The 20,511-nt window shown below is 60.2% G+C and carries 15 protein-coding genes; 5 read left to right on the top strand and 10 right to left on the bottom strand.

Annotated elements, in window-relative coordinates; translation table 11 throughout:
• Nucleotides 1-72: 72 nt before the first annotated feature.
• Nucleotides 73-1,806 carry a polymorphic toxin-type HINT domain-containing protein gene (locus tag SH292x_RS20660; RefSeq protein WP_442482920.1) on the top strand — a complete coding sequence of 578 codons (1,734 nt, stop codon included), beginning with the start codon at nucleotides 73-75 and terminating at the stop codon, nucleotides 1,804-1,806.
• Nucleotides 1,807-1,912: 106 nt separating this feature from the next.
• Complete coding sequence (locus SH292x_RS20655; RefSeq protein WP_442482919.1) at nucleotides 1,913-3,196, top strand: acetyl-CoA hydrolase/transferase family protein; 1,284 nt, start codon at nucleotides 1,913-1,915, stop codon at nucleotides 3,194-3,196.
• Nucleotides 3,197-3,419: 223 nt separating this feature from the next.
• Here the strand turns inward: SH292x_RS20655 and SH292x_RS20650 are convergent, their stop codons facing one another.
• The 4 genes from SH292x_RS20650 to SH292x_RS20635 all read right to left on the bottom strand — a co-directional run bounded on the left by SH292x_RS20650 (nucleotide 3,420) and on the right by SH292x_RS20635 (nucleotide 6,901).
• Nucleotides 3,420-3,611: a type II toxin-antitoxin system HicB family antitoxin gene (locus tag SH292x_RS20650; protein WP_442482918.1), complete on the bottom strand. Its 192-nt coding sequence runs from the start codon at nucleotides 3,609-3,611 to the stop codon at nucleotides 3,420-3,422.
• A gap of 111 nt (nucleotides 3,612-3,722) precedes the next feature.
• Nucleotides 3,723-5,549, bottom strand: coding sequence for a translation elongation factor 4 (gene lepA, locus SH292x_RS20645; RefSeq protein ID WP_442482917.1), 1,827 nt, complete (start codon nucleotides 5,547-5,549; stop codon nucleotides 3,723-3,725).
• 140 nt (nucleotides 5,550-5,689) lie between these two features.
• The gene (locus tag SH292x_RS20640; RefSeq protein ID WP_442482916.1) at nucleotides 5,690-6,019 is read right to left on the bottom strand and encodes a hypothetical protein; all 330 of its coding nucleotides are present in this window, start codon (nucleotides 6,017-6,019) and stop codon (nucleotides 5,690-5,692) included.
• 186 nt (nucleotides 6,020-6,205) lie between these two features.
• On the bottom strand, nucleotides 6,206-6,901 hold the full coding sequence (locus tag SH292x_RS20635) for a PEP-CTERM sorting domain-containing protein (protein WP_442482915.1): 696 nt from the start codon (nucleotides 6,899-6,901) through the stop codon (nucleotides 6,206-6,208).
• Nucleotides 6,902-7,409: 508 nt separating this feature from the next.
• Here SH292x_RS20635 and SH292x_RS20630 point away from each other — a divergent pair.
• Nucleotides 7,410-8,738 (top strand): PQQ-binding-like beta-propeller repeat protein, encoded by a 1,329-nt coding sequence (locus SH292x_RS20630; protein ID WP_442482914.1) that lies wholly within the window; start codon nucleotides 7,410-7,412, stop codon nucleotides 8,736-8,738.
• Between the two features lie 63 nt (nucleotides 8,739-8,801).
• On the opposite strand, the gene SH292x_RS20625 is transcribed toward SH292x_RS20630, so the two are convergent.
• Complete coding sequence (locus SH292x_RS20625; protein WP_442482913.1) at nucleotides 8,802-10,130, bottom strand: hypothetical protein; 1,329 nt, start codon at nucleotides 10,128-10,130, stop codon at nucleotides 8,802-8,804.
• Between the two features lie 97 nt (nucleotides 10,131-10,227).
• On the bottom strand, nucleotides 10,228-12,249 hold the full coding sequence (locus SH292x_RS20620) for an Hsp70 family protein (RefSeq protein ID WP_442482912.1): 2,022 nt from the start codon (nucleotides 12,247-12,249) through the stop codon (nucleotides 10,228-10,230).
• 183 nt (nucleotides 12,250-12,432) lie between these two features.
• On the opposite strand from SH292x_RS20620, the gene SH292x_RS20615 reads away from it, so the two are divergent.
• Nucleotides 12,433-13,005, top strand: coding sequence for a hypothetical protein (locus tag SH292x_RS20615; protein WP_442482911.1), 573 nt, complete (start codon nucleotides 12,433-12,435; stop codon nucleotides 13,003-13,005).
• A gap of 173 nt (nucleotides 13,006-13,178) precedes the next feature.
• Here SH292x_RS20615 and SH292x_RS20610 read toward each other — a convergent pair whose 3' ends face one another.
• Nucleotides 13,179-14,411 carry an LL-diaminopimelate aminotransferase gene (locus SH292x_RS20610; RefSeq protein ID WP_442482910.1) on the bottom strand — a complete coding sequence of 411 codons (1,233 nt, stop codon included), beginning with the start codon at nucleotides 14,409-14,411 and terminating at the stop codon, nucleotides 13,179-13,181.
• A gap of 295 nt (nucleotides 14,412-14,706) precedes the next feature.
• On the opposite strand from SH292x_RS20610, the gene SH292x_RS20605 reads away from it, so the two are divergent.
• Nucleotides 14,707-15,885: a DUF1570 domain-containing protein gene (locus tag SH292x_RS20605; RefSeq protein ID WP_442482909.1), complete on the top strand. Its 1,179-nt coding sequence runs from the start codon at nucleotides 14,707-14,709 to the stop codon at nucleotides 15,883-15,885.
• A gap of 69 nt (nucleotides 15,886-15,954) precedes the next feature.
• Here the strand turns inward: SH292x_RS20605 and SH292x_RS20600 are convergent, their stop codons facing one another.
• The 3 genes from SH292x_RS20600 to SH292x_RS20590 all read right to left on the bottom strand — a co-directional run bounded on the left by SH292x_RS20600 (nucleotide 15,955) and on the right by SH292x_RS20590 (nucleotide 20,498).
• Nucleotides 15,955-16,839 (bottom strand): spermidine synthase, encoded by an 885-nt coding sequence (locus SH292x_RS20600; RefSeq protein WP_442482908.1) that lies wholly within the window; start codon nucleotides 16,837-16,839, stop codon nucleotides 15,955-15,957.
• 113 nt (nucleotides 16,840-16,952) lie between these two features.
• Complete coding sequence (locus tag SH292x_RS20595) at nucleotides 16,953-19,202, bottom strand: GH92 family glycosyl hydrolase (RefSeq protein WP_442482907.1); 2,250 nt, start codon at nucleotides 19,200-19,202, stop codon at nucleotides 16,953-16,955.
• A 150-nt stretch (nucleotides 19,203-19,352) separates the two neighbouring features.
• A complete protein-coding gene (locus SH292x_RS20590; protein ID WP_442482906.1) occupies nucleotides 19,353-20,498 on the bottom strand; it encodes a glycoside hydrolase family 76 protein in 1,146 nt (381 codons plus the stop codon).
• Between the last annotated feature and the right edge of the window lie 13 nt (nucleotides 20,499-20,511).

Genomic DNA, 20,511 nt, shown 5'->3' with positions numbered 1-20,511 from the left:
ACCGTGGTAAGGTTGAATCCAGCTTGGAAGTTGGCAGGTGTTTCTGCGTTGTTCCTGTTCGCAGGAAATGCGTTGGCAAGCGACACCGTTGTAGTCGGCGTCGCCGAACGCATGACGCAAGAAGCACTCGCTGCTGGTGCGGCGGGCGAGCTGGAGCTTCGTGACGACCTGCTCGATCAAGCCCTGCGCGTGGCTCCCGATCATGCACCCGCGCACTGGGCCCGTGGCGAGATGCTCCAAGGCGGAGAGTGGAAGTCGATTGGTGCCATTCAGGAAGAGGCTCGGACCAACAAGTATCAGCAGGAGTACCAGACGCTTAAGGCCGAGGCAACGGCCCCCGCGGCGCATCTGGAACTCGCCAAATGGTGCGACCGCAACAGCCTTGCCGACGAAGCCCGCTACCACTGGCTTAGTGTGCTGTCGGCGGATCCCAAGAACAAAGACGCCCTGCGAGCGCTCGACTGCACCTGGTTCAACGGACAATTGGTAAGCCGGAGCATGGTCGCGGATCTGAAGGCGGAGCGGCGTGCACGTCGCGAAGCGGAGGGAGCGTGGCGTACCCGCCTCGCCGGATGGGATCGTGCCGTCTCGCTCGGTGGTGATGAGGCGGCTCGCGCGCTTGCCGATATCGAAGCGACGGTCGATGAAACGGCGATTCCCGAGTTTGAGAAGCTGGCGATTAATACTGGTAAGGCTGGGGCAGGCCAAGCGAGTCGCAACGCACGATTGTGCAAGGCGTACGTTGAGGGCCTTGAGAGGCTTCCGAGTTACCAGGCCAGCCTTGCTCTCGCTCGCGTAGCCGTTCTTGCCGACGATGAGCATCTGCGCCTTGCGGCAATCGAAACCTTGAAGCACCGTCCCACTTATGAAGTGCTGCCGGTTTTAGTGACGGGCCTCACTCCGGTGATTCAAACGCGGTTTGACATCTCTCGAAACGAGACTGGTCTTATTCAGTACACGCACGAAATGGTGGCTGAGGCGGCCGACGCCGACTACGTGGTCGCGTCCTCAACCACCTACGCGGCACCGGTGCTGTTTACCCCACGCGCTAATCCGCGTACTCTGCAGCGCCGCCTGAACAAGGCGGCTCAAGGAACGTACATGGCCGCCCAGCAAATGATTCGCGAGGCACAGCGATTGGAAGAGATGGCTGCCTCGACAAACGCAAATCGACAACAGCTTAACAGCCGCATCGTGGAAGTGCTTCGCGCGCTCACAGGCAAGGACTATTCTGATAATCCGCATCAGTGGTGGAACTACTGGCGAGAGGAAAATGGCTACGACGACTACCGCGACACCGTCACCTTTCGCGTCGTCGAAAAGTACTACTGCCCGCAGTACGTAACAGAGTACACACCCTCCTGCTTCGCAGCCGGCACGTTGGTGTGGACCAAGACTGGCATGAAAGAGATCCAAACTGTGGCTGCGGGCGACCTAGTGCTCACCATGGACGAACAGACCGGCGAGCGAGCCTTCCGGCCTGTGTTGCTAACTACTGTTCGCCCACCCACAGCGATGATGCACCTTCAAGCCGGCGACCACGAAATCGTCTGCACGCTGGGGCATCCATTTTGGGTAGAGGGATCGGGCTGGCGAATGGCGAAGGAACTCTCGGCGGGCGATCGTATCACCACGGCCACGGGTACGCCTTTGGAACTACGTGCTGTGGCTTCGGCGAATGTGGACCAGGAGGCCTTCAATCTGGTGGTCGAGGGCAACAATAATTACTTCGTCGGGCAAGACGGATTGTTGGCGCACGACAATACGCAGCGCCGTCCCGAGCTGACTCGGGCGGCACAACGATAGTCCTCGGGGGACTCTCGGAACATCGAACGACATCGCGCACAATGGAAGGGGCGGCAGAATGCTGCCCTCCTCGAGTTTCGCGTTCGTTCTTTGGTAGGTTCCTTTCGTGCAAATTACTACCGCTGATAAAGCCGTTGAAGTTATTCAGTCTGGGCATCGGGTGTTCGTCCACACGGCGGCCGCGACGCCGCAAGCGCTGGTCGAGGCGCTCACGGTGCGTGCCCGTGACCTAAATGATGTCGAGGTGATGCACCTGCACACCGAAGGTTCCGATCCGTGCCAGGATCCCGAGCTGGTGGGGAAGATCTACACCAACTCGCTGTTCGTGGGCGCGAACTGTCGGGGTGCGATGCACAATGGCAACGCGGACTACATACCCATCTTCCTGAGCGAAGTGCCGAACCTTTTCCGCAGCCGTGCATTGCCGCTCGATGTAGCGCTAGTGCAGGTGTCGCCACCTGATCAGCACGGATACTGTTCGCTAGGCGTTTCGGTTGACGCTTCACGGGCTGCGGTTGACTCGGCACGGTTCGTCGTGGCGCAAATCAATCGCCACATGCCACGCACCCACGGGCATGGGCAGTTGCATATTTCGCAGATTGGTTTAGCGGTTGAGCACGATGAGCTATTGCACCAGCGAGTTCCCTGCGAGTTATCGTCCACCGAGCGATCGATCGGTCGCCACATTGCCGAGCTAGTCGAAGACGGAGCAACCCTACAACTTGGCATTGGTGCGATCCCCGATGCCGTGCTCGCCGCTCTTAAGGATCACAAAGACCTTGGTGTGCACTCCGAGATGTTCTCTGACGGCATTGTTGAACTGGTAGAACGTGGCGTGATCAACGGGAAGTACAAAACGCTTGATGCGGGTAAAGTGGTCGGCTCTTTTTGCATCGGCACGCAGAAAGTGTACGACTTTATCGACGACAACCCGGCCGTCGACATGCTCGAAGCGAGTTACGTGAACGATACCGCGGTGATCCGTCGCCAGCCGAAAGTCACGGCGATCAACAGCGCCATCGAAGTCGATCTAACGGGGCAGGTGTGTGCCGACTCCATCGGCCCTCGGATCTATTCAGGCGTGGGCGGGCAGATGGACTTTATCCGCGGAGCGTCGCTCTCGCCGGGTGGCAAGCCGATCATCGCCTTGCCGTCCAGCACTCGCCGAGGCGAATCTCGCATCGTGGCCGTGTTGAAAGAGGGTGCCGGCGTTGTCACCACACGGGCACACGTCCATTACGTCGTCACCGAGTACGGCGTGGCGAATCTCTACGGAAAAAACCTCCGCCAACGCGCCTGCGCCTTGATCGACATCGCGCACCCCGACCATCGCGAACAGCTAGAGCGGGCAGCGCGAGAACGATTTACGACGCTGGAGTGGCGAGGGTGAGGTTAGGATCTTCAAATAGCCCCGACCAAGCTTGGTCGGGCTGCCCGCCTAACCGTTGCTCAACTTCTTGATGATATGCTTCGCAAGCACTTCTTTGATCTCGCGATGCCGGGGCACGGCTGAAGCACGCCAGTAATTGGGTTGCGATACCAGTCATGTCTTGCACCATGCCTGACCAACTCACATCCCACGGCTTCAAGCACCGTAATCAAATCCACTCGTTTCACGAGATCACCAGATCATCGACGCGGCGAACGCCTGGAAGGACGCCGCTCGTGACATCGCGATAGAGGTCAGCCAAGTGCTCGCGTAAGTCGTCGAGTGTGTCGCCTTGGGTGAGGTAGTCGGGATAGTCTTGCAAGTAACCCAACCAGCCACCTTCCGCTTCCCAGTAGACGTATTTGGTAGATTGCATGGTGGTAACTCCGTGGGACGTGCACCAAACGCTTAAACGCTACCCTAATTATAGCTCGCGGTCCTCCCCGACCAAGCTTGGTCGGGGCTATTCCCGTTAGCTATCCAGCACCTACCGCGACTTCACGCCCCCTTTGCCTTCGGTTTCGCCAGTCTCTAGCACCGCGAGGAACGCCTTCTGCGGAATGTCGACTTGGCCGATCGACTTCATGCGCTTCTTGCCTTCCTTCTGCTTCTCCCACAGTTTGCGCTTGCGGCTGATGTCGCCGCCGTAGCATTTGGCGGTCACGTTCTTGCTCATCGCGCTGATAGTCTCGCGAGCGATGACGCGCGTGCCGATGGCAGCTTGAAGCGGGACCTCGAACATGTGCCGCGGGATTTCTTGCTTCAGCTTCTTGATCACCGCCCGGCCGCGGACCTCGGCGTCGCGCTTGTCGCAGACGATCGACAGGGCGTCGACTCGCTCGTTCTTCACCAGGATGTCGAGACGCACCAACTCGCCGGGGCGATAGCCGATGAGCTCATAATCCATGGTGCCGTAGCCCCGCGTGATGCTCTTGAGTCGGTCGTGCATGTCGTACACCACGTCGGCGAGCGCCAGGTCGTACGTCAGCATCGCCCGCGTGCTCGACAGGTACTCGGTCCGGACGTACTCGCCGCGGCGATCGGAACAGAGCTTCATGATGCCGCCGATGTAGTCGGTCGGCAGTACGAAGTTGACGCGTACGATCGGCTGGCGGAACTCTTCGATGTCGCCCTGGTCGGGGACGCGCTGGGGCGTGTGGACTTCGAGTTCCTCGCCGCTCTTGGTGGTGACTTCGTAGGTCACGTTGGGCGCTGTCTGCACCAGGTCGATGTCCGACTCGCCCTCAAGACGTTGCTGCACGATTTCCATGTGCAACAGACCGAGGAAGCCACAGCGGAAACCGAAGCCGAGGGCGTCGGACGTCTCGGGTTCGAAATCGAAGCTGGGGTCGTTAATCTGGAGCTTGCCGAGGGCCTCGCGTAGCTGCTCGAAGTCTTGACCATCCGACGGATAAAGACCGCAGAACACCATTCGCTTGGGTTGCTGATAGCCAGGTAGCGCCGTGGCTGGTTCGCCCGTGGCGACGGTAATGGTATCGCCGATCTGAACTTGTCCGAGCGACTTGATGTTGCAGATCAGGTAGCCCACCTGCCCGGCGGAAAGCTGGGTTCGCGGGACTCGCTTAGGGGCGAACTGACCCAGTTCGATCACGTCGTGCGTCGTGCCGGCCTGAATGAACTTGATCTTCTGTCCCTTCTTGACGGTGCCGTTCATGATCCGAAGATAAGTCACCGCGCCGCGGAACTCGTCGTAGATCGAGTCGAACACCATCGCCTGGAGCGTCGCGTTGGGATCGCCCGCGGGGGCGGGGACACGCTCGATGACCGCTTCGATCACCTCGCGGCAACCCATGCCGGTCTTCGCACTGCAACCAAGCACGTCGTCGGGGTCGATGGCGAGCGTCTGCTCCATCTCTTGTTTGACTTCGTCGGGTCGGGCGTGGTTGAGGTCGACCTTGTTCATCACGGGGACGATGGTCAGCTCTTGCTCCATCGCCGCGTAGGCGTTCGCCACGGTTTGGGCTTCGACCCCTTGAAAGGCGTCGACCAGCAGCACGGCACCTTCGCAACACGCCAGCGACCGCGACACTTCGTACTGGAAGTCGACGTGGCCCGGGGTGTCGATCAGATTGAGCTCGTAGTCCTTGCCCTTGTACTTGGTCTTCATGCTCACGGCGCGGGCCTTGATCGTGATGCCGCGCTGCCGCTCGAGATCCATGTCGTCGAGCACCTGCTCCTTCATCTCACGCTTGCTAATGGTATCGGTGATCTCGAGCAGTCGGTCCGCGAGGGTGCTCTTCCCATGATCGATGTGGGCGATGATCGAAAAGTTGCGAATGTACTTGGGGTCCATCGACGCGAGCTGGAATTCGGAGGTAGGAGGCCGACAGGAGGGAAAACGGAGGGGCCGGGTCGTCCTCTGATCCCGGAGCTATAGCCCCTCAATATACCACGAGAGGGCAGATTGGAAGAATGGGCGAAATGCCGGGGATTTCAGCGTCGGCGAGCCAATTTGCTGGCAACTACCACTAAAGCGACGATGCCCACGATGAGGGAGATTGCCAGAAACCCGAGGGCTGGAATCAGCCAGTAGCCGGCCGGCTCCGTGAGACGCGCCAACTCGCGGCTATCTTGAAGACGCGTGTCAAAGGCCTGCGAAAGCTGATGGTAGTGCAACAACCCAGCGGCGATTGACGCCATCGAGAGGGCTAACGAACCCAGCGACCAGCAAAGCAGCCGCACTCCAACCGACCAACGCTTTCGACGCCGGCTTTTCCCCGGCTGGCTAGGCGACGCGTACGGATTGTCTTGCGGATCGTTCATGCGAGCCTTGTTGCGAGTGCTATCGCAAAGCTAGCAGAGAAGCCCGCGCCCGGTCAAATCGCAGTGGCCGGAAGTGCAACGCATTGGACGTATCAACGCACGCAAAAAAAAGCGGCCCCCATCGCCATCGATTGACGACAGGGACCGCTTTGCGTCCGTAAATCTTGCTGAATGCCAAGCTGCCTGTTACTTGGATCGGCGACGGTAGGCGATCAGTCCGCAGGCACCCAATCCCAGGATCGCGAGAGTGCTTGGCTCGGGAATCGCCACTGCCTCGACCCGGGCCACGCCCACCGCGACGCCTGACAAGTTGCTGGTAGCAAGTTGATTGGTAAGCAGGAAGCCTCCCAGTTCTGGCGACACAAGCAGGTTTCCATCGACGGTCAGGCTCGTCACTTCGGGCGACGCGCCCGTCACTTGAATGTCGAACAACGGTGCCACTACGCCGACGGTGCTCGCCACGAAGAAGCCGCTGGCATTGCCGCCAAGCGTTCCAGCACGCGCTGCGTCAAAGGCAATTGTGAAGTTACCCACTTCGACCGTGTCGGCGTTGAAGAACACGCTGCCTGTGTGCTCAATACTACCAGCGAAGCTTCCAGCGGCGGGAAACGTTGCTGCATCGTAGGAAAACGTGGTGGGCAGCGAAGCGGCGTCGCGTGGATTGACGGAGAACGCCACGGAGTCAGCAATAGAACCTGGAGCGATCACATCGCTCGATACGCTCGAAAATGTCAAACCAGCTGCCGACGACAACGCGTCGAAATTCAGAGCGACGTTGGTTTGGCCACCTGTCACAATGGACTGGGCCAACGCCTGAGAGCCCATTGCGAGGGCGCAAATTGCGATGGCAGTAAGGGAACCTGTACGGGATAAAGTCTTCATCTACGTTTCTCCTCTAAGTTCAGTTCGAAGAACGGGCTTACCTCAAAGAGATGGAATGCGAGGCCAGTCATGCGCGCCGTCAATGGCATGCATGCAGCTGACCGAGTTCACGGACTTGGTGTGCGAGATCCAGACGAAAGGTTGGCTAGCGAATTAGCCAAAGTTTCAGGCGGTCATTAGCGGAGAGGCCGCGAAGGCACGACTTGGAGATGTTTGCAATTGGAGATGTTTTCGCTTTCCGCGAGACTATTGGTCGATAGTCGCCGAGTGGCAAGTGCAAGATCGGCCTGTTTTTTGATTTTTTTGCGAGGCCGCCGTCGCGAAGCCCGCGGATTGTCTTGCAAATCGTTCATGCGCACAGCCGGCCGTTTCCAGCAATTTCATGCCCTATTCTGTCACCTTCGCCGACTCTTCACACTACGTCGCTTTGACTTCCGGCCTCGGTTGTCCAACAATACGGACCTGCCGAGTTCGGCGTCCTGCCCCCGTTCCTCCCGGAGCCTTTGCGATGGTAGCCCTGCGTTTTGCGTTCTTGCTGCTGGTGGTTGCCCTTGTGAACCCCGTGCTGGCCGAAGACTGGCCACAGTGGCTGGGGCCGGATCGGGCGAGCAACTGGGACGCACCAGGCATCAAGACTTCGTTCATGGACGGGGAGCTCAAGCAAAAATGGAGCTTGCCATGCAGTCTTGGGTACAGTGCCCCGTCGGTCGCCGGTGGCAAGGTGTACGTGTTCGACTACGAGATCACCGAGGGTACCGCCGAGAACAATCCTGGCCGGCCGATTGGACTCAAAGGCAACGAGCGCCTCCACTCGATCGACGCCGCTACGGGCAAGGTACTGTGGACCAAGGGGATGCCGGTCGACTACTACGTCTCTTACCCGAACGGCCCGCGCTCGGCCCCGACTATTGTTGGCGAGCACATTTACACGTTGGGTACCGAGGGCGATCTCGTGTGCCGCCGTGTTTCGGATGGCGAGCAGGTGTGGCACGTCAACTTCCTCAAGAAGTTCGGCATCAAGACACCCATCTGGGGTCACTCGTCGAGTCCGCTGGTCGTCGGCGACTTGGTGGTGAGTATGGTGGGTGGCGACGGAACCGCGGTGGTCGCGTTTAATAAAGAGACCGGCGAAGAAGCTTGGCGCGCCCTGTCGTCCACCGAGCCAGGATACTCGTCGCCCAGCACTACGGTGGTCGATGGCAAAACCTGCGTCGTGGCATTCCACCCGGCTGGCGTATCGCTGCTGGATGCGGAGAGCGGCGAAGAGCTTTGGACCAAGCCTATTCAATCGAAGTTCGGCATGTCGATCGCCGTGCCAAGGCGTTTGGACGAGCAAATGTTCGTCACCGGCTATGGCGAGGCGATGATGCTCGACGCTCTCAAGAGTGGTGATCCGAAAATCACTTGGAAGGACAACTCGGCACGGGAGTCGGTGTACTGCTCGAACTCGACGCCGTACTTTACGAAGGACGCCATCTTCGGCTGCGACATCGAGAGCAGCAAGCTGATGGCGGTCGACCCCACGACCGGCGAGCGGTTGTGGGAAAACCTTGAGATCTTGGTGGGAGCCGACGCAGGCCGACTTCCACGGCATGGCACTGGCTTCATCGTTCGCCATACGCCCAGCGGCAAGTACTTTATCTTCAACGAGCAGGGCGACCTGATCGTCTGCGACATGACCCGCGAAGCGATCACCGTTCACGGCAAGCAGAACATCATTGAGCCCGCGGGCGAGGCTTTCGGCCGCGACGTGGTGTGGACGCACCCAGCGTTCGCCGAAGGCTGCGTGTTCGCACGGAATGACCGCGAGATCGTGTGCGTGGACTTGAAGGAATAGAGTGCGATCTACTGCAGACCCACGTAGCCCCGACCAAGCGTGGTCGGGGTTCATGGCCAAGGTCTAATCGTGGGCGTGGTGGTCCTCGGGGGCACCTGGGCCGAGCACCGGCTGGACCCATGCTTGCTGGTGGTCGTCAATTTCCGACGGATTGGGATGCAGTGCGGACGAGGTGATGACCGCTCGCACGTAGTACTCGTCGCCCGTGAAGGTGTACTCGGCGGACGTGCTTTCGACCTTTTTCAGCACCTCGCCGATGCCCTTGCTATAAGTGTGGGTGACGTGCAGGTGCTCGCCCTTCTCGTTCTTGATCGGCTTGCCGGTCAAATCGGTGGTGTTGCGGGTGCCTATGAACTCGATGGTGTAAGTCTCGCCCGGGCGAGGGTCGACTTCCACCTTCATTCCGTTCGGACTGGTGGTGATTTGCTTGAGCGACACGCCGCTTGAAGCGTAGAACCTGCCTGCTTCAAGGGATTCAATCAGCAACTCGGGTGTTAGCTCGCGGGCGAGTACCTCGACCCAGCCTCGCCCCGGGTTGCTCTTGCGATTGGGGATGTGGTGATAGTCGTGCCCGTCGTCGACCGCTAGTCCATACATGATCGGCATGCCCAGCGCGCCGATGCGCTGCGCGAGGACGATGTCCCAGATGCGTTCGGTGCTGGGGTGATGATGGTGATCGCCGTGGTTGTTCACGCCCGGGTGGCCATTGTAGACTTCGAAGAACTTCTCGTCGCGCACCCGCAACAGGTCTTCCGCCGTGACCGCGAAATGGAAGTTCGGATGATTCAGGTGAATGATCATCGGCTTTCCCGTCGCCTCGCGCTGCGCCATGGCGGCTCGCACGTTGTTTTCGATCACTTCGAACGCGGTTCTTCCCCCCTGAGGAGGAATGAGCTCATGCGAGTTATGGACGTTCATATGAATCGGGTGGCCACCTTCGGCCGTTTTGTCGCTAATCTCCTCGCCTTGGATCAATAGGAACTTTCCCGGCTCATCGAGGCGAGAGGCAACTTCGGTAAACTGCCGCATGCGAACTTCCAGTTCGGCACCCTCACCGCGCTGCTCTACCCAGTCAGGGAACTTCTCCTTCAGCTTTCGATAGGCGGTCTGACCACCCTTGGTGTTGCGGACCTTCACCCAGCGCTCGGTGTTCGCCAGGACGTTGTGGTCGGTGAATACTAGGAACTGGTATCCGTGATCGCGATACCATAACGCAATCGATTCCAGGTAGTCATCGCCATCGCTCCAGTGCGAATGCGTGTGCATATTGCCGCGGTACCAGGACAATTCCTTATCGGCGGCGAGCACCACCGGCTCGTGCGCAACCGCAAGGCACGAAAGTGTTGCGAGTACCGCCGCGATCCCTGCCAGAAGCTTAGAAAAACGTTGCATCATTCCCACCCTAAATGGAAGTATTGCGTTGGGCCAGTCCGAGGTCGCTGAGTTCGGCGGTCCTGCGCTCGAAGGTTAGACAACTTCTAAAGTTCACTTACGGTAGCGGAAGTCCGAGCACGTTGATACTAGGAAATAGTAAACAAGCTCCGTAATACAGTACGAATAACCCCAAAAACACGGCGACGAACGAACCAAGTACTACGCCCATGGTGAACTCGTCCTCGTCACGCTTCGTCTCGCCTTTCTCATCGACCAACGCTTGCATCTTCGTGGCAGAGACGGTTTTGGGGGCAGAGGTGGGCGATGCCGCTTTCGGTGCCGCGGAGGTAGTTGGCTGAGTTCGCGGGGCGGGGCTCGTCGCTGTGGGCCCGCCGCGGGACGCAGCGACGGCTTGCTTCTGATTCCGCAAGCTTTGCGACGCCGCTTGCGGCGCGCCGTGGTCGATGGCGGGCTCGAGCGTGTGCCGCTTCGGTTCCGTTTTTGGCGTGGGCTGCGGAACTGGTTTTGCCGGCTGGCTCTTCGCCCCATGCAGCATGTCGTCACTAAGCAACATCGACGCCACGGCGTCTTCGAAATCCTGGTAGCCTCCGTCGCGACAAATCACTTTCTTCCAGCGATCAATACGCGACTCGGGTAACCCACGCACGCGGTCGAGTTCAATCTGCGCCTGATCGCCCAATCCTTCGACCGCCGCATTCACCGACAGGCGGCCGCTGGTGTCGTAGTTGTACGTCACGGTGATGGGTGTTCCTGCCGGTAGTCCCGGCGGCAGGTTCCGGAGGGCCGCCACGGCCAGCGGCGAACATTGATCGGGGAGTGAACTTTCGCCCTCGAGCAATTGGATCTTGATGCTCCGCTGGTTGTCGGTCTTGGTGACGAAGCGCCGAGTCACCGAGTAGGGGAGGGGAGTGTTGCGGGGGATGAGCGTGACGTTCTCGACCCGCATGGTCTCTTGGTTGATCCCTTCGATGCCTAAGCCGTGCGAATTCACATCGGTTACTCTCAGCCTCGGTACTTCGGCATCGATGCCTCGCACACCCATCAAGTACCGTGCAAACACCGCCGCTCCCCGCGCGACGGCCTCGTCGGGGTGGACGCTGTCGTCGGGTTCCTTGCCCGAAACTCGCTTCATCGCCTCGCGAACCGCAAGCATCCGTGTCGAACCACCGACCAATAGCAAGCGATCAATATCGTTCCACAACAGCCCCGCTGCTTTCACCGCTTGGTTGGTCGTGAACACGGTGCGCTCAACGAGATCGGCAGTAAGCATCTCGAAATCGTCCCGGCTTACCGGCAGGCTCATCTGACAGCCGTCTTTCTCAAACACTAGCGACGCCATCGGCAGCACCGACAAATCGTGCTTCGCGCCACGTGCGGCGCGAAGCATGCGAGCCGTATCGCGGTCGTTGAATTCGCCAACGCCAGGATGCATTTGACGGAATTGCTCCGTCGCATGATCGGCGAGGCGAGCGTCCCAATGAATGCCGCCGAGTTCGTAGTCGCCATCGGTTGATAACGTACGTACCTGGCCGGCGGAGAGTTGCATGACGGTCACGTCGAACGTACCGCCACCCAGGTCGTACACGACCAGCTTCAGATCGCCCTCGGGCGCACCATCGGGCGAGAGATAGCCGAGCCGCTCGCCAAATGCGAGGGCGGCAGCGGTCGGTTCGTTGACGATGTCGAGCACGGGGAGGCCGCTCATGGTTCCCGAGTCGGCAGTGATTTTTCGACGTGCTTCGTCGAAGTAGGCTGGCACCGTGATCACGGCGCGGAAGTTCTCACCGATCTTCGCGACGATGTCATGCCGCAACTGGCGAAGGATACAGCCTTGAATCACTTCGGGTGGATACTGTTGCCCGACGATCTTGTAGCGGTAGAGCGATGCCCCTACGTCGCGTTTGGCGTTCTCGGCAACGCGTCCAGGGAATTCGACCGCCGCCTCCCACGCGGCGTTGCCCACGACGATGTTGTCGTCGTCGAACAGCACGACGCTGGGCGTCAGGATGCTGCCTGAAGAGTTGCGAATCATCTGCGTATGGCCATCGGCGTCGACGTAGCTAGCCGCCGAAAGCGTTGTGCCAAGATCGATTCCGACGGGGATCACGCTAGACATTCGCACTCATCCAATCTCGAGGGGCATGGCCGCGGCGCTCACTCGCGTTGCGGCCCCATTTGCCGGCTGATACTATGATAGTCTACGGCGATAACCATTAAAAACGGCAGCCCGCGAGGGGTTCCGCACGAATAAAATCCCCTTTTGGTGGGCTGAACCAAGCCCGCAGTTTGCAAGTTTGAAATGAGCACTCCCGAGGCCAGCAACTTCGATCCCTACCACAAGTGGCTGGGCATCCCGCTGGCCGAACAGCCGCCAAACCACTACCGACTACTGGGGCTCACAGAGTTTGAAGACGACCCGGACGTGATCGCCGCCGCGGCCGATCGTCAAATGGGGCACGTCAAAGGCTTCGCCACCGGACGCTACGGTGCCCATTCGCAGCAGCTGCTTAACGAGCTGGCAAAGGTCCGGGTCTGTCTGCTGAACCCCAAGCTGAAACCGGCGTACGACGAAGAACTGCGCCGCAAGCTCACACCAAAGCCCGCGCCGGCCACGCAAGTCGCCCGTTCGCCCGCACCGGTGACCTCCGTTGCCGCTCCGCCCTCGGTGATTCGTGGACCGAAGATCGAGGTGGTCCGGGAGCCGCAGGATCCGGCGGAAGGTCTCCCCTCGCTAAAACCACCACGCCGCGCCCTGCTCGCACGCCGTCGGCGCAAGCAGAACTCAGCACTTCCTCTATTCCTGGGAATTGTGATTGCAGCGCTCGCCATCGCAGGCGTGTTGATCTACTACGCAACACAACCTGTCCCCTGAATACTCAAGGCGAGCGGGGCCCGTAAGGGCCGTGGTTGTACGAGTGCTGAGCAAGGGTAATAGCGCGTAGGTGAAAGCATCCGCGCCGCGGAAGGGTATTGGTTGTGGCGCGAAGTCACCACGGCCCTTACGGGCCCCGCTCGCCTATGGCTTCGAGCTCATAGCCTACAGCTCTAGAATACCGGACCGAGCTTCTTTAGCCGTGCTTCGGTTTCAGCCATCAGGGCGTCTTCGGCGGCTTCGTCGGCCGCGACGTAGGTGACGCTGAAGCGAAGGAAGGCCCCCGCGTCGTCCCAGGGCACCGTGCAGATCGACTGCTGGCGAATCAGGTACTGGCTCGCGGCTTCGGCGTTCTCGAACGTTGTGCCATCTGCCAGACCCTTTGGCGAAGGAGTGTAGAGGAAGTACGTTCCGCCCGGCATTTTGCAGTCGAATCCGCAGCGGGTGAGGACCGCCACGAGCTTCTCCATCCGCCGGCGGTACTTGGCCCGGGTCTGCTTGGGAATCTCGGGGTCGTCGAGTGCCGCGGCGGCCGCCTTCTGGATGGCGATGAACTGACCCGAGTCGCTGTTGTCCTTCACGTCGGCGAAGGCCTGCACGATCAGTGGATGGCCACACACCCAGCCCATCCGCCAGCCAATCATGTCGAAGCCCTTCGACATCGAGTGGACTTCAACGCCCACTTCTTTGGCCCCGGGAACCGACAGGAAGCTCGTGGGTGGTTGGTCGAACGATAGCATCGAGTGCGCGGCGTCCTGGACGATCACAATGCAGTGCTCGTGGGCGAACTCGATCACCTTGTCGTAGAACCAGCGCGGAGCCGTCTTGCCGGTGGGGCTGTTGGGATAGTTGAGCACCATCATCTTGGCCCGCTCCAGAATGTCGGGCGCGATGTTATCGAGGTCGGGAAGGAACTCGTTCTCGGCGAGGAGCGGCAACTTGTGAACAACACCACCGTAGTAGGCGGTGTGCGTGCCGGCGACGGGATAACCGGGGACCGTCATCAGTGTGATGTCGCCCGGATTGATGAACACGGCGGGAAGCATGGCGTAGGCCGGCTTCGAGCCGATCGCGTGGGTGATCTCGGTCACCGGATCGAGCACCACGCCGAACTCGCGCTCCATGAACCGCGCGGCGGCCTGCTTGAACTCCGCGACGCCGTTGTCCGCGTAGCCACGGTTCTCCGGCTGGTTGATCTCCTTGCCCATCACTTGGCGGACGCTCTCGGGCGCCATCGCGTCGTTCTCACCGATGCCAAAGTCGAGCAGCGTCCGATCAGGAAAATCAGCGAGCGCCTGCCGCTTCGCCCGCTTAATCTTCTCGAACTTGTAGATGGCGGTTCCTTTGCCGTAGTTGGCTCCACCAATTCGATCGGCGAAAAGCTGCTGGAAATAGGGATCGCTCATCGGTGGGGCACCTTCGTCTGCAGAATCAAGAATCGCTGAAAATCTTGTGAAAAGGCCAGAGTAATGCAGACCGCCGGCTGCTTCAATGGCCGGCCGTCGCAAGAGCGAGACACCCGCCAGAACCCGGCGGTTCGGCCCGGCCCAAGCGGCCGCGAGACGTAGAATCCCTACATTCCGCAGCGAATCCAGCTCCGCTGGCCATCCCGCGGTGCCAGCATGCGATTCGCCTTAGTTCACTGAGCCCTATTGCCTACAATGAAGGGACCAATCACCTCTTGCCTCCCAACGAGATCTGATGAAATTGCGAACACTCTCCATCGTGCTCCTTCTTGCCCCGCTCGCGAACGCCGTAGTACACGCTCAGGAATCGACCTCCAGGCCTGCGACTGGCGAGGTGGTCGAAGTAGTCCGATTCACGGACGGGGGAGCACAGCGATCGGTTACCGGGCGGGTTCTGGTGCAGGACTCCGAAGGGGGGGTGCTGGTCCAGGGGACCGACGGCGTCCAATGGATCGTCGAAGCCGATGAGGTGCTCGGCCGTGAGGCAATCGAAGCCCCGTTCATGCCGCTGTCGCAAGAAGAGGTGGCGAAACGTGTGCTGGCGAGCCTCCCCGCAGGATTCAAATCGCTCACCACACCGCACTACGTGGTTTGCTACAACACTACCCGGCCCTACGCTCAGTGGACGAGTTCGCTGCTCGAACGACTCCACCGTGCGTTTACCAATTACTGGAAGAATCAGGGGATGGAGCTCAAAGAGCCAGAGTTTCCGTTGGTGGTGGTGATCTACGCGACAGCACAACAATATCGCGCGGCTAGCACTGAGGAGCTCGGCGATGCGGCCAGCAGCATTATTGGCTACTACAGTCTGACGACCAATCGCGTCAACATGTACGACCTGACGGGCTCCGACGCTTTGCTCGCGGCGACAGGAAGTCGTGGATCGCTCGCCGAGATCAATCAGATGCTCGCCCAGCCCGCCGCGCAGCCACTGGTAGCGACCATTGTCCATGAGGCCACGCACCAGATCGCGTTCAACTGCGGCCTGCAACAACGCTTAGCTGAGCTGCCACTATGGTTGGTCGAAGGAATGGCCGTCTACTTCGAGGCACCCGACCTTTCGAGCACTCGCGGTTGGCGCGGCATTGGCAAGGTGAATCACTTGCGGCTCGACACCTTCAAGAACAATCTCGGCACGCCCCGCCGTACCTCGCTGCTCGCGATGATCGCCGACGACAAGGTGTTCCGCGACCCGCGCACGGCGACCGACGCCTACGCCGACGCGTGGGCGCTTAATTACTTCCTAATTCGCTATCAGCCTGACAAGTACGTGGCGTACGTCAAACACCTCGCCGAGCAGAAGCCTTTGGTGCCCACCACGCCCGAGGCGCGGATCGAAGAATTCCGCAAGCACTTTGGCGATATCGAACGCCTTGATCGGGAGTTTCAGAAGCGAATGTCGCGGATCAATTGAGCCTGCTGGCAACTTCTTAGTCCCCTCTCCCCGTCCCTCACCCGGGACGGGGAGAGGGGACTGATTGGTCTACCTTCCTCGCGCAAGACGACGGGCGAGTTGTTCGAAGGAGAACGTTCCGTTCGGTCGAGCGTCGAGTTGGCGGGCTTGCTTCAGCATGTCGGCTGGCGACTGGGGTGCCGCGGCAGTCGAGGCGACCACGACGAGTCCCGTGTTCTCGGGTAGCACGAAGGGGTAGACGTTGGGAAACGCCTCGCGCATCGTGGCCAAGTCTTCGCGAAGGCCTCGGTGGTTGTTCAGATTGAACACCACCACGCCGTCCTTGGTGAGGTGCGATTGCAAGTCGCGATAGAACTGGACGGTGTTCAAGTTGAGCGGCTTACCCGTCGAGTCGGTCTCTTCCGAGGGCTTGAGAAATGCGTCCATGTAGATGACATCGTACTTCGGCGTCTCGCCGGCGAGGTACTTGAAGGCGTCGGCGGTGATGATCTTCACGTTCCCGGCGGTCGTCACGCCGAAGAACCGCCTGGCAATGTCTACCACCGCGGGATCGATCTCGACGACATCCACTTTTAATTCGGGATCGAACTTCTTGAGGAAGTGCACCATCGATCCACCACCGAGGCCGACGATGAGCACACGTTCCTGCGCCGGACGAAAGGCGTAGCTGAGGAACATGAACTGCGTGTAAGGAACCACCAGCCGATTGGGATGGGCAAGGTCGAGCATCGACTCGACCACTTCCTCCTGCGTATCGCGAACGAACATCATCGAGCGATAATCTTCTCGCCGGCGAATGCGAATGTGCGAGAAGTCCGAGGTCACGTCGTGTTCGAGCTTGCCGTAGGGCGTCATTTCCTGCGCCGCGGCGGGCTGGCTGGCGGTAAGCAAAACGATCGCCGCTAGCACCCACAAACACCACTTGGCAGCCGGGTTCGTTCGAACGTCGCTCATCTACTTCCAGCTCCTCGAATCAGCTCTTCGTGAAGGAAAAGGGGGCCAGGGAAGGATACTCGCATGCCGCGCGATCGTCGACCCCGTGCGTTTGGTCAAGCTAGCAGCCTGCTTCATTCCCGCGTCGAAACGCTAAACGGCTTGTCGTCGTCGCCGGTCCCTCGCTCCAGGTTCGGCGTCAAACTCATCTCTAGCACCAGGGTTCCACCAGCGACAATATCGCGGTGGCGGAGGTAGTTCTTCGTGTAAGGTTCGCCGTTGAGTGTGGCGGACTGAATGTAGACGTTTTCGGGCGAGTTATTGCGGGCTTCGACGACGAATTGCTTTTCGTTTTCCAGGTTCAGCGTGGTTCGCTCGAAGACGGGACTGCCGAGGACATACTCGTCGGTCCCCGGGCAGACCGTGTAAAACCCCATCGCGCTCAGTACGTACCACGACGAGGTTTGCCCTTGGTCTTCGTCGCCTGGGTAGCCGTTTTCGGTAGAGTTGTAGAGTCGCCGCATTACCTCGCGGACGCGTGCCTGAGTTTTCCACGGCTGCCGGGCATAGCAATAAAGGTACACGGCGTGCTGCATCGGTTGATTGCCGTGGGCGTACTGGCCCATGCCGGCGAGCTTCATCTCGCGCATCTCGTGGATGGGTCCACCATACGTCCCGACTTCGAAGTCGCCCGGCGTGTCGAACACGGCGTCGAGTTTAAGGGCGAACTTTTGCTCGCCGCCGACGAGGGCCATTAGCCCTTCCACATCATGGAACACTGACCATAGCCAGTGCCATGCGCACCCTTCGGTGTAGGGACCACCCCATTCGATGGGATCAAACGGCTCGGCCCACTCGCCCGCAGCATTGCGTCCTCGCATGAATCCGGTGGTCGGTTCGTAGACATTCTTGTAATGAAACATCGTCTCGGCGAACTGGGCTTGATGGGGCTCGCTTCCCACCATGCGTGCGAGCTCGAAGCCGCAGAAATCGTCGTAGGCGTACTCCAGCGTTTTCGCCGTCGCTTCGCGGTGCTCGGGGTAAGGCAGGTAGCCGAGGCGCCCGTACTGTTCGGCACCGCCGCGACCATTGGCCGGACCCCAGGGGCCTTTGTTTGTCGCCTCGTGCTGGTAGGCGGCGAGCGCCTGCTGGGGGTCGAAGGTCCGAATGTCTTTCGCCCACGCGTCGGCGAGCACCGAGATGGCGTGATTACCAATCATGCTTCCCGCCTCGCCTGGGAACGACCACGAAGGGAGCCACCCGCATTGCTCGTACGCGTCGAGCGTCGCCGCAACGTATTCGCCATGCATCGTGGGCTGGATCAGGGCGTTGAGCGGCATCTGAGCGCGGAACGTGTCCCACAATCCGGTGTCGGTGTACATGGTCCCCGCGTGAACCTCGCCATCGTACGGACTGCGGTAGTAGGGATTTCCCTTCGCATCGAACTCGAAGAACTTCCGCGGAAAGAGGCACGCTCGAAACATGCATGAGTAGAACGTTGCTAGCTCTTCTTCACTGCCACCTTCGACCGCGATCTTACCAAGCATTTGGTTCCACGCACGGCGGGCGCGGTCACGTACTTCTTCGATTCTGGTTGTCGGCGGCAGCTCGTTCGCCAAGTTGCGCTCGGCCTGAGCGAGATCGACGTACGACGATGCCACGCGGACATTTACCACGCTTCCGGGAGCGAACTCGAAGTAACCACCCACGCGTCGCCCCAGTGCTACGGGATCGTCGGCGTTAATCGTGGTCCGTGATCGTCCCGCGCGCCACGTCCCGAAACTCTTCAGCGGCTGGTCGAACTCAAGGACGTAATGATTCACAAACCCTTGGGGTTGGTTGCGACCATTGCGAACAATGCCGGTCACTCGCCGCCGCTCGGCATCGATCTTCACCTCGGCGAATCCGGTGTAACCATCGAGCACCACCCACGCCGGCTTATCTGCGGGGAACTTGAACTCTAGCCACGCCCCGTGCTCGCTCGGTGCCATCGCGACATCGACGCCGCTCGCAAGTCGCACGCGATAGTCGTGAGGCTTCGCGATTTCGTCGTCGTGCGAGAATCGCGTCGCCCGCTCGTCTTCGTGCACCACGAGCTTGCCGACCACGGGCATTAGCGAGAATACCGCGTAGTCGTTGCTCCACGAACTGCACTGGTGGGCCTGCTGAAATCCGCGAATGGTGTGGACGTGGTACTGGTATTTCCAACCATCGCCGTTGCGCCCAGTCTGCGGCGTCCACGTGTGCATGCCAAAGGGCATTGCGCACGTGGGGTAGGTGTTGCCGTAAGTCAGCTCAAACCGCGAGTTCGTCCCTTGCAGCGTGTTCACGTAGTCGACCGGGTCTTTCGCCAACGAAGGCGTGGCGACAGAAGCTGCTAACATACAGAGAAGAGCGGAGCGAATCATCGGCACGGTCGGCGGGGTGGGAGAGCTTGCCAGGAGGGAGTGCTCCCATTCTACCCCAAACTGCTGGGCCTGCCCACGCAATGGCTACCGAAGTGCAGCAGATTGCCATTCGAGAGCCGGTGAACCCTATTTCTCGCTCGCCAGCGCCCGGGCGACCGAATGCATGGTGCGGGCAACGCTCGCTTGATCGAGCAATTCGACCGACCGGCCGCGGCGGTCGCGGGGCTCGCCCCAACTGCCGGCGTAGTGACCACGATCGTCGCGGAGCGTGTGTCGCAGGTGATGCGTGGTCTTGGCTGCGAGTTGCTCCCAAGCGGGTTCGTCGGTCGCTTCGCCAAGTTCCAGGAAGGCATCAATCAGCATGTGGGCGAACCGTCCGCCATCGCGGATCGCACCGGTGCTCTCGTCGACCCATTGCTGCTTGGCAGCCTCGGCGACGCGCTGCGCCTCGTCGAGATATTTCTTGTCACCCGTGATGGTGTAGAGGTCCACGTTGGCTTTGATCATCACGGCCGTGTTGTAGGTAAACTTACGCTTGTCGAGTCGACCTTCTAGCGACAAGTTGTCCCAGAACAGGCCGTCTTCGTCTTGCAAATTCTTCGTCGTCCACTCGTAGAGCCGCAGGGCGTCGGCGAGTTGCTTGTCGTCCTTCGTCACGCGATGTAGCCGCAGGGCGCCGAGCATCGCGGGGGCGTTGGCACACGTGTTCTTCGAGGTCTTCTCATTCTCACGCCAGTACACGCCGCCGCCCAGTTTGTCGTCCTCGCCACTCATCACGTAGCGCTGCGTCCGCTCGGCCTTCTCGAGGTACTCGCGATTGCCCGTGTGCTCGTACGCTTCGACCAAGGCAATAACAAACCACGCGTTGTCGTCGTAGTAGCGATCAAGGTTCGTCGAGTTAGGCAGCACGTCGTACCCGCCGACGCCGTCCTCACGCCAGTGCTTATCGAGTGCCGCCACGCACGCCTTCAGGCGATCGACGTACTGTGGGTCGTCGTTCTTCGCCGCAGCGACGAGCGCCGAGAGTTGCACCCCCAAACTCCAAGCGTACGCCGGCTTGCTTCCTCGCCATGCCCCCCAGGGGCCGACACGTTCGGCGTAGGTGTCGTGCTCGTCGAGCCAGAAGTCGTTCTCAATCTGCGCCGAAGTTTCGTTGGCCCATGCGAGCACTTCTTCGGCCGTGGGACGGCTGGTTTCGGTTTCTTCGCCATTGGCTATAACGGCGAGACCACTAAGGGCGAACAAACAAAGGCACGAGATTGGAAATCGCATCGGGGACCTCGCA

It is taken from the genome of Aeoliella fuhlenseeensis (assembly GCF_052161615.1).
In the GTDB taxonomy this organism is placed as follows: domain Bacteria; phylum Planctomycetota; class Planctomycetia; order Pirellulales; family Lacipirellulaceae; genus Aeoliella.
This window is presented reverse-complemented; position numbering and strand designations above follow the sequence as displayed.

What these genes read in the sequence shown, in the direction of transcription:
- SH292x_RS20630 (WP_442482914.1), top strand. Translation starts at nt 7,410, where the DNA reads ATGGTAGCCCTGCGTTTTGCGTTCTTGCTGCTGGTGGTTGCCCTTGTG.
- SH292x_RS20635 (WP_442482915.1), bottom strand. Translation starts at nt 6,901, where the DNA reads ATGAAGACTTTATCCCGTACAGGTTCCCTTACTGCCATCGCAATTTGC.
- SH292x_RS20610 (WP_442482910.1), bottom strand. Translation starts at nt 14,411, where the DNA reads ATGAGCGATCCCTATTTCCAGCAGCTTTTCGCCGATCGAATTGGTGGA.
- SH292x_RS20640 (WP_442482916.1), bottom strand. Translation starts at nt 6,019, where the DNA reads ATGAACGATCCGCAAGACAATCCGTACGCGTCGCCTAGCCAGCCGGGG.
- SH292x_RS20650 (WP_442482918.1), bottom strand. Translation starts at nt 3,611, where the DNA reads ATGCAATCTACCAAATACGTCTACTGGGAAGCGGAAGGTGGCTGGTTG.
- SH292x_RS20620 (WP_442482912.1), bottom strand. Translation starts at nt 12,249, where the DNA reads ATGTCTAGCGTGATCCCCGTCGGAATCGATCTTGGCACAACGCTTTCG.
- SH292x_RS20590 (WP_442482906.1), bottom strand. Translation starts at nt 20,498, where the DNA reads ATGCGATTTCCAATCTCGTGCCTTTGTTTGTTCGCCCTTAGTGGTCTC.
- SH292x_RS20605 (WP_442482909.1), top strand. Translation starts at nt 14,707, where the DNA reads ATGAAATTGCGAACACTCTCCATCGTGCTCCTTCTTGCCCCGCTCGCG.
- SH292x_RS20615 (WP_442482911.1), top strand. Translation starts at nt 12,433, where the DNA reads ATGAGCACTCCCGAGGCCAGCAACTTCGATCCCTACCACAAGTGGCTG.
- lepA (WP_442482917.1), bottom strand. Translation starts at nt 5,549, where the DNA reads ATGGACCCCAAGTACATTCGCAACTTTTCGATCATCGCCCACATCGAT.
- SH292x_RS20625 (WP_442482913.1), bottom strand. Translation starts at nt 10,130, where the DNA reads ATGCAACGTTTTTCTAAGCTTCTGGCAGGGATCGCGGCGGTACTCGCA.
- SH292x_RS20600 (WP_442482908.1), bottom strand. Translation starts at nt 16,839, where the DNA reads ATGAGCGACGTTCGAACGAACCCGGCTGCCAAGTGGTGTTTGTGGGTG.
- SH292x_RS20595 (WP_442482907.1), bottom strand. Translation starts at nt 19,202, where the DNA reads ATGTTAGCAGCTTCTGTCGCCACGCCTTCGTTGGCGAAAGACCCGGTC.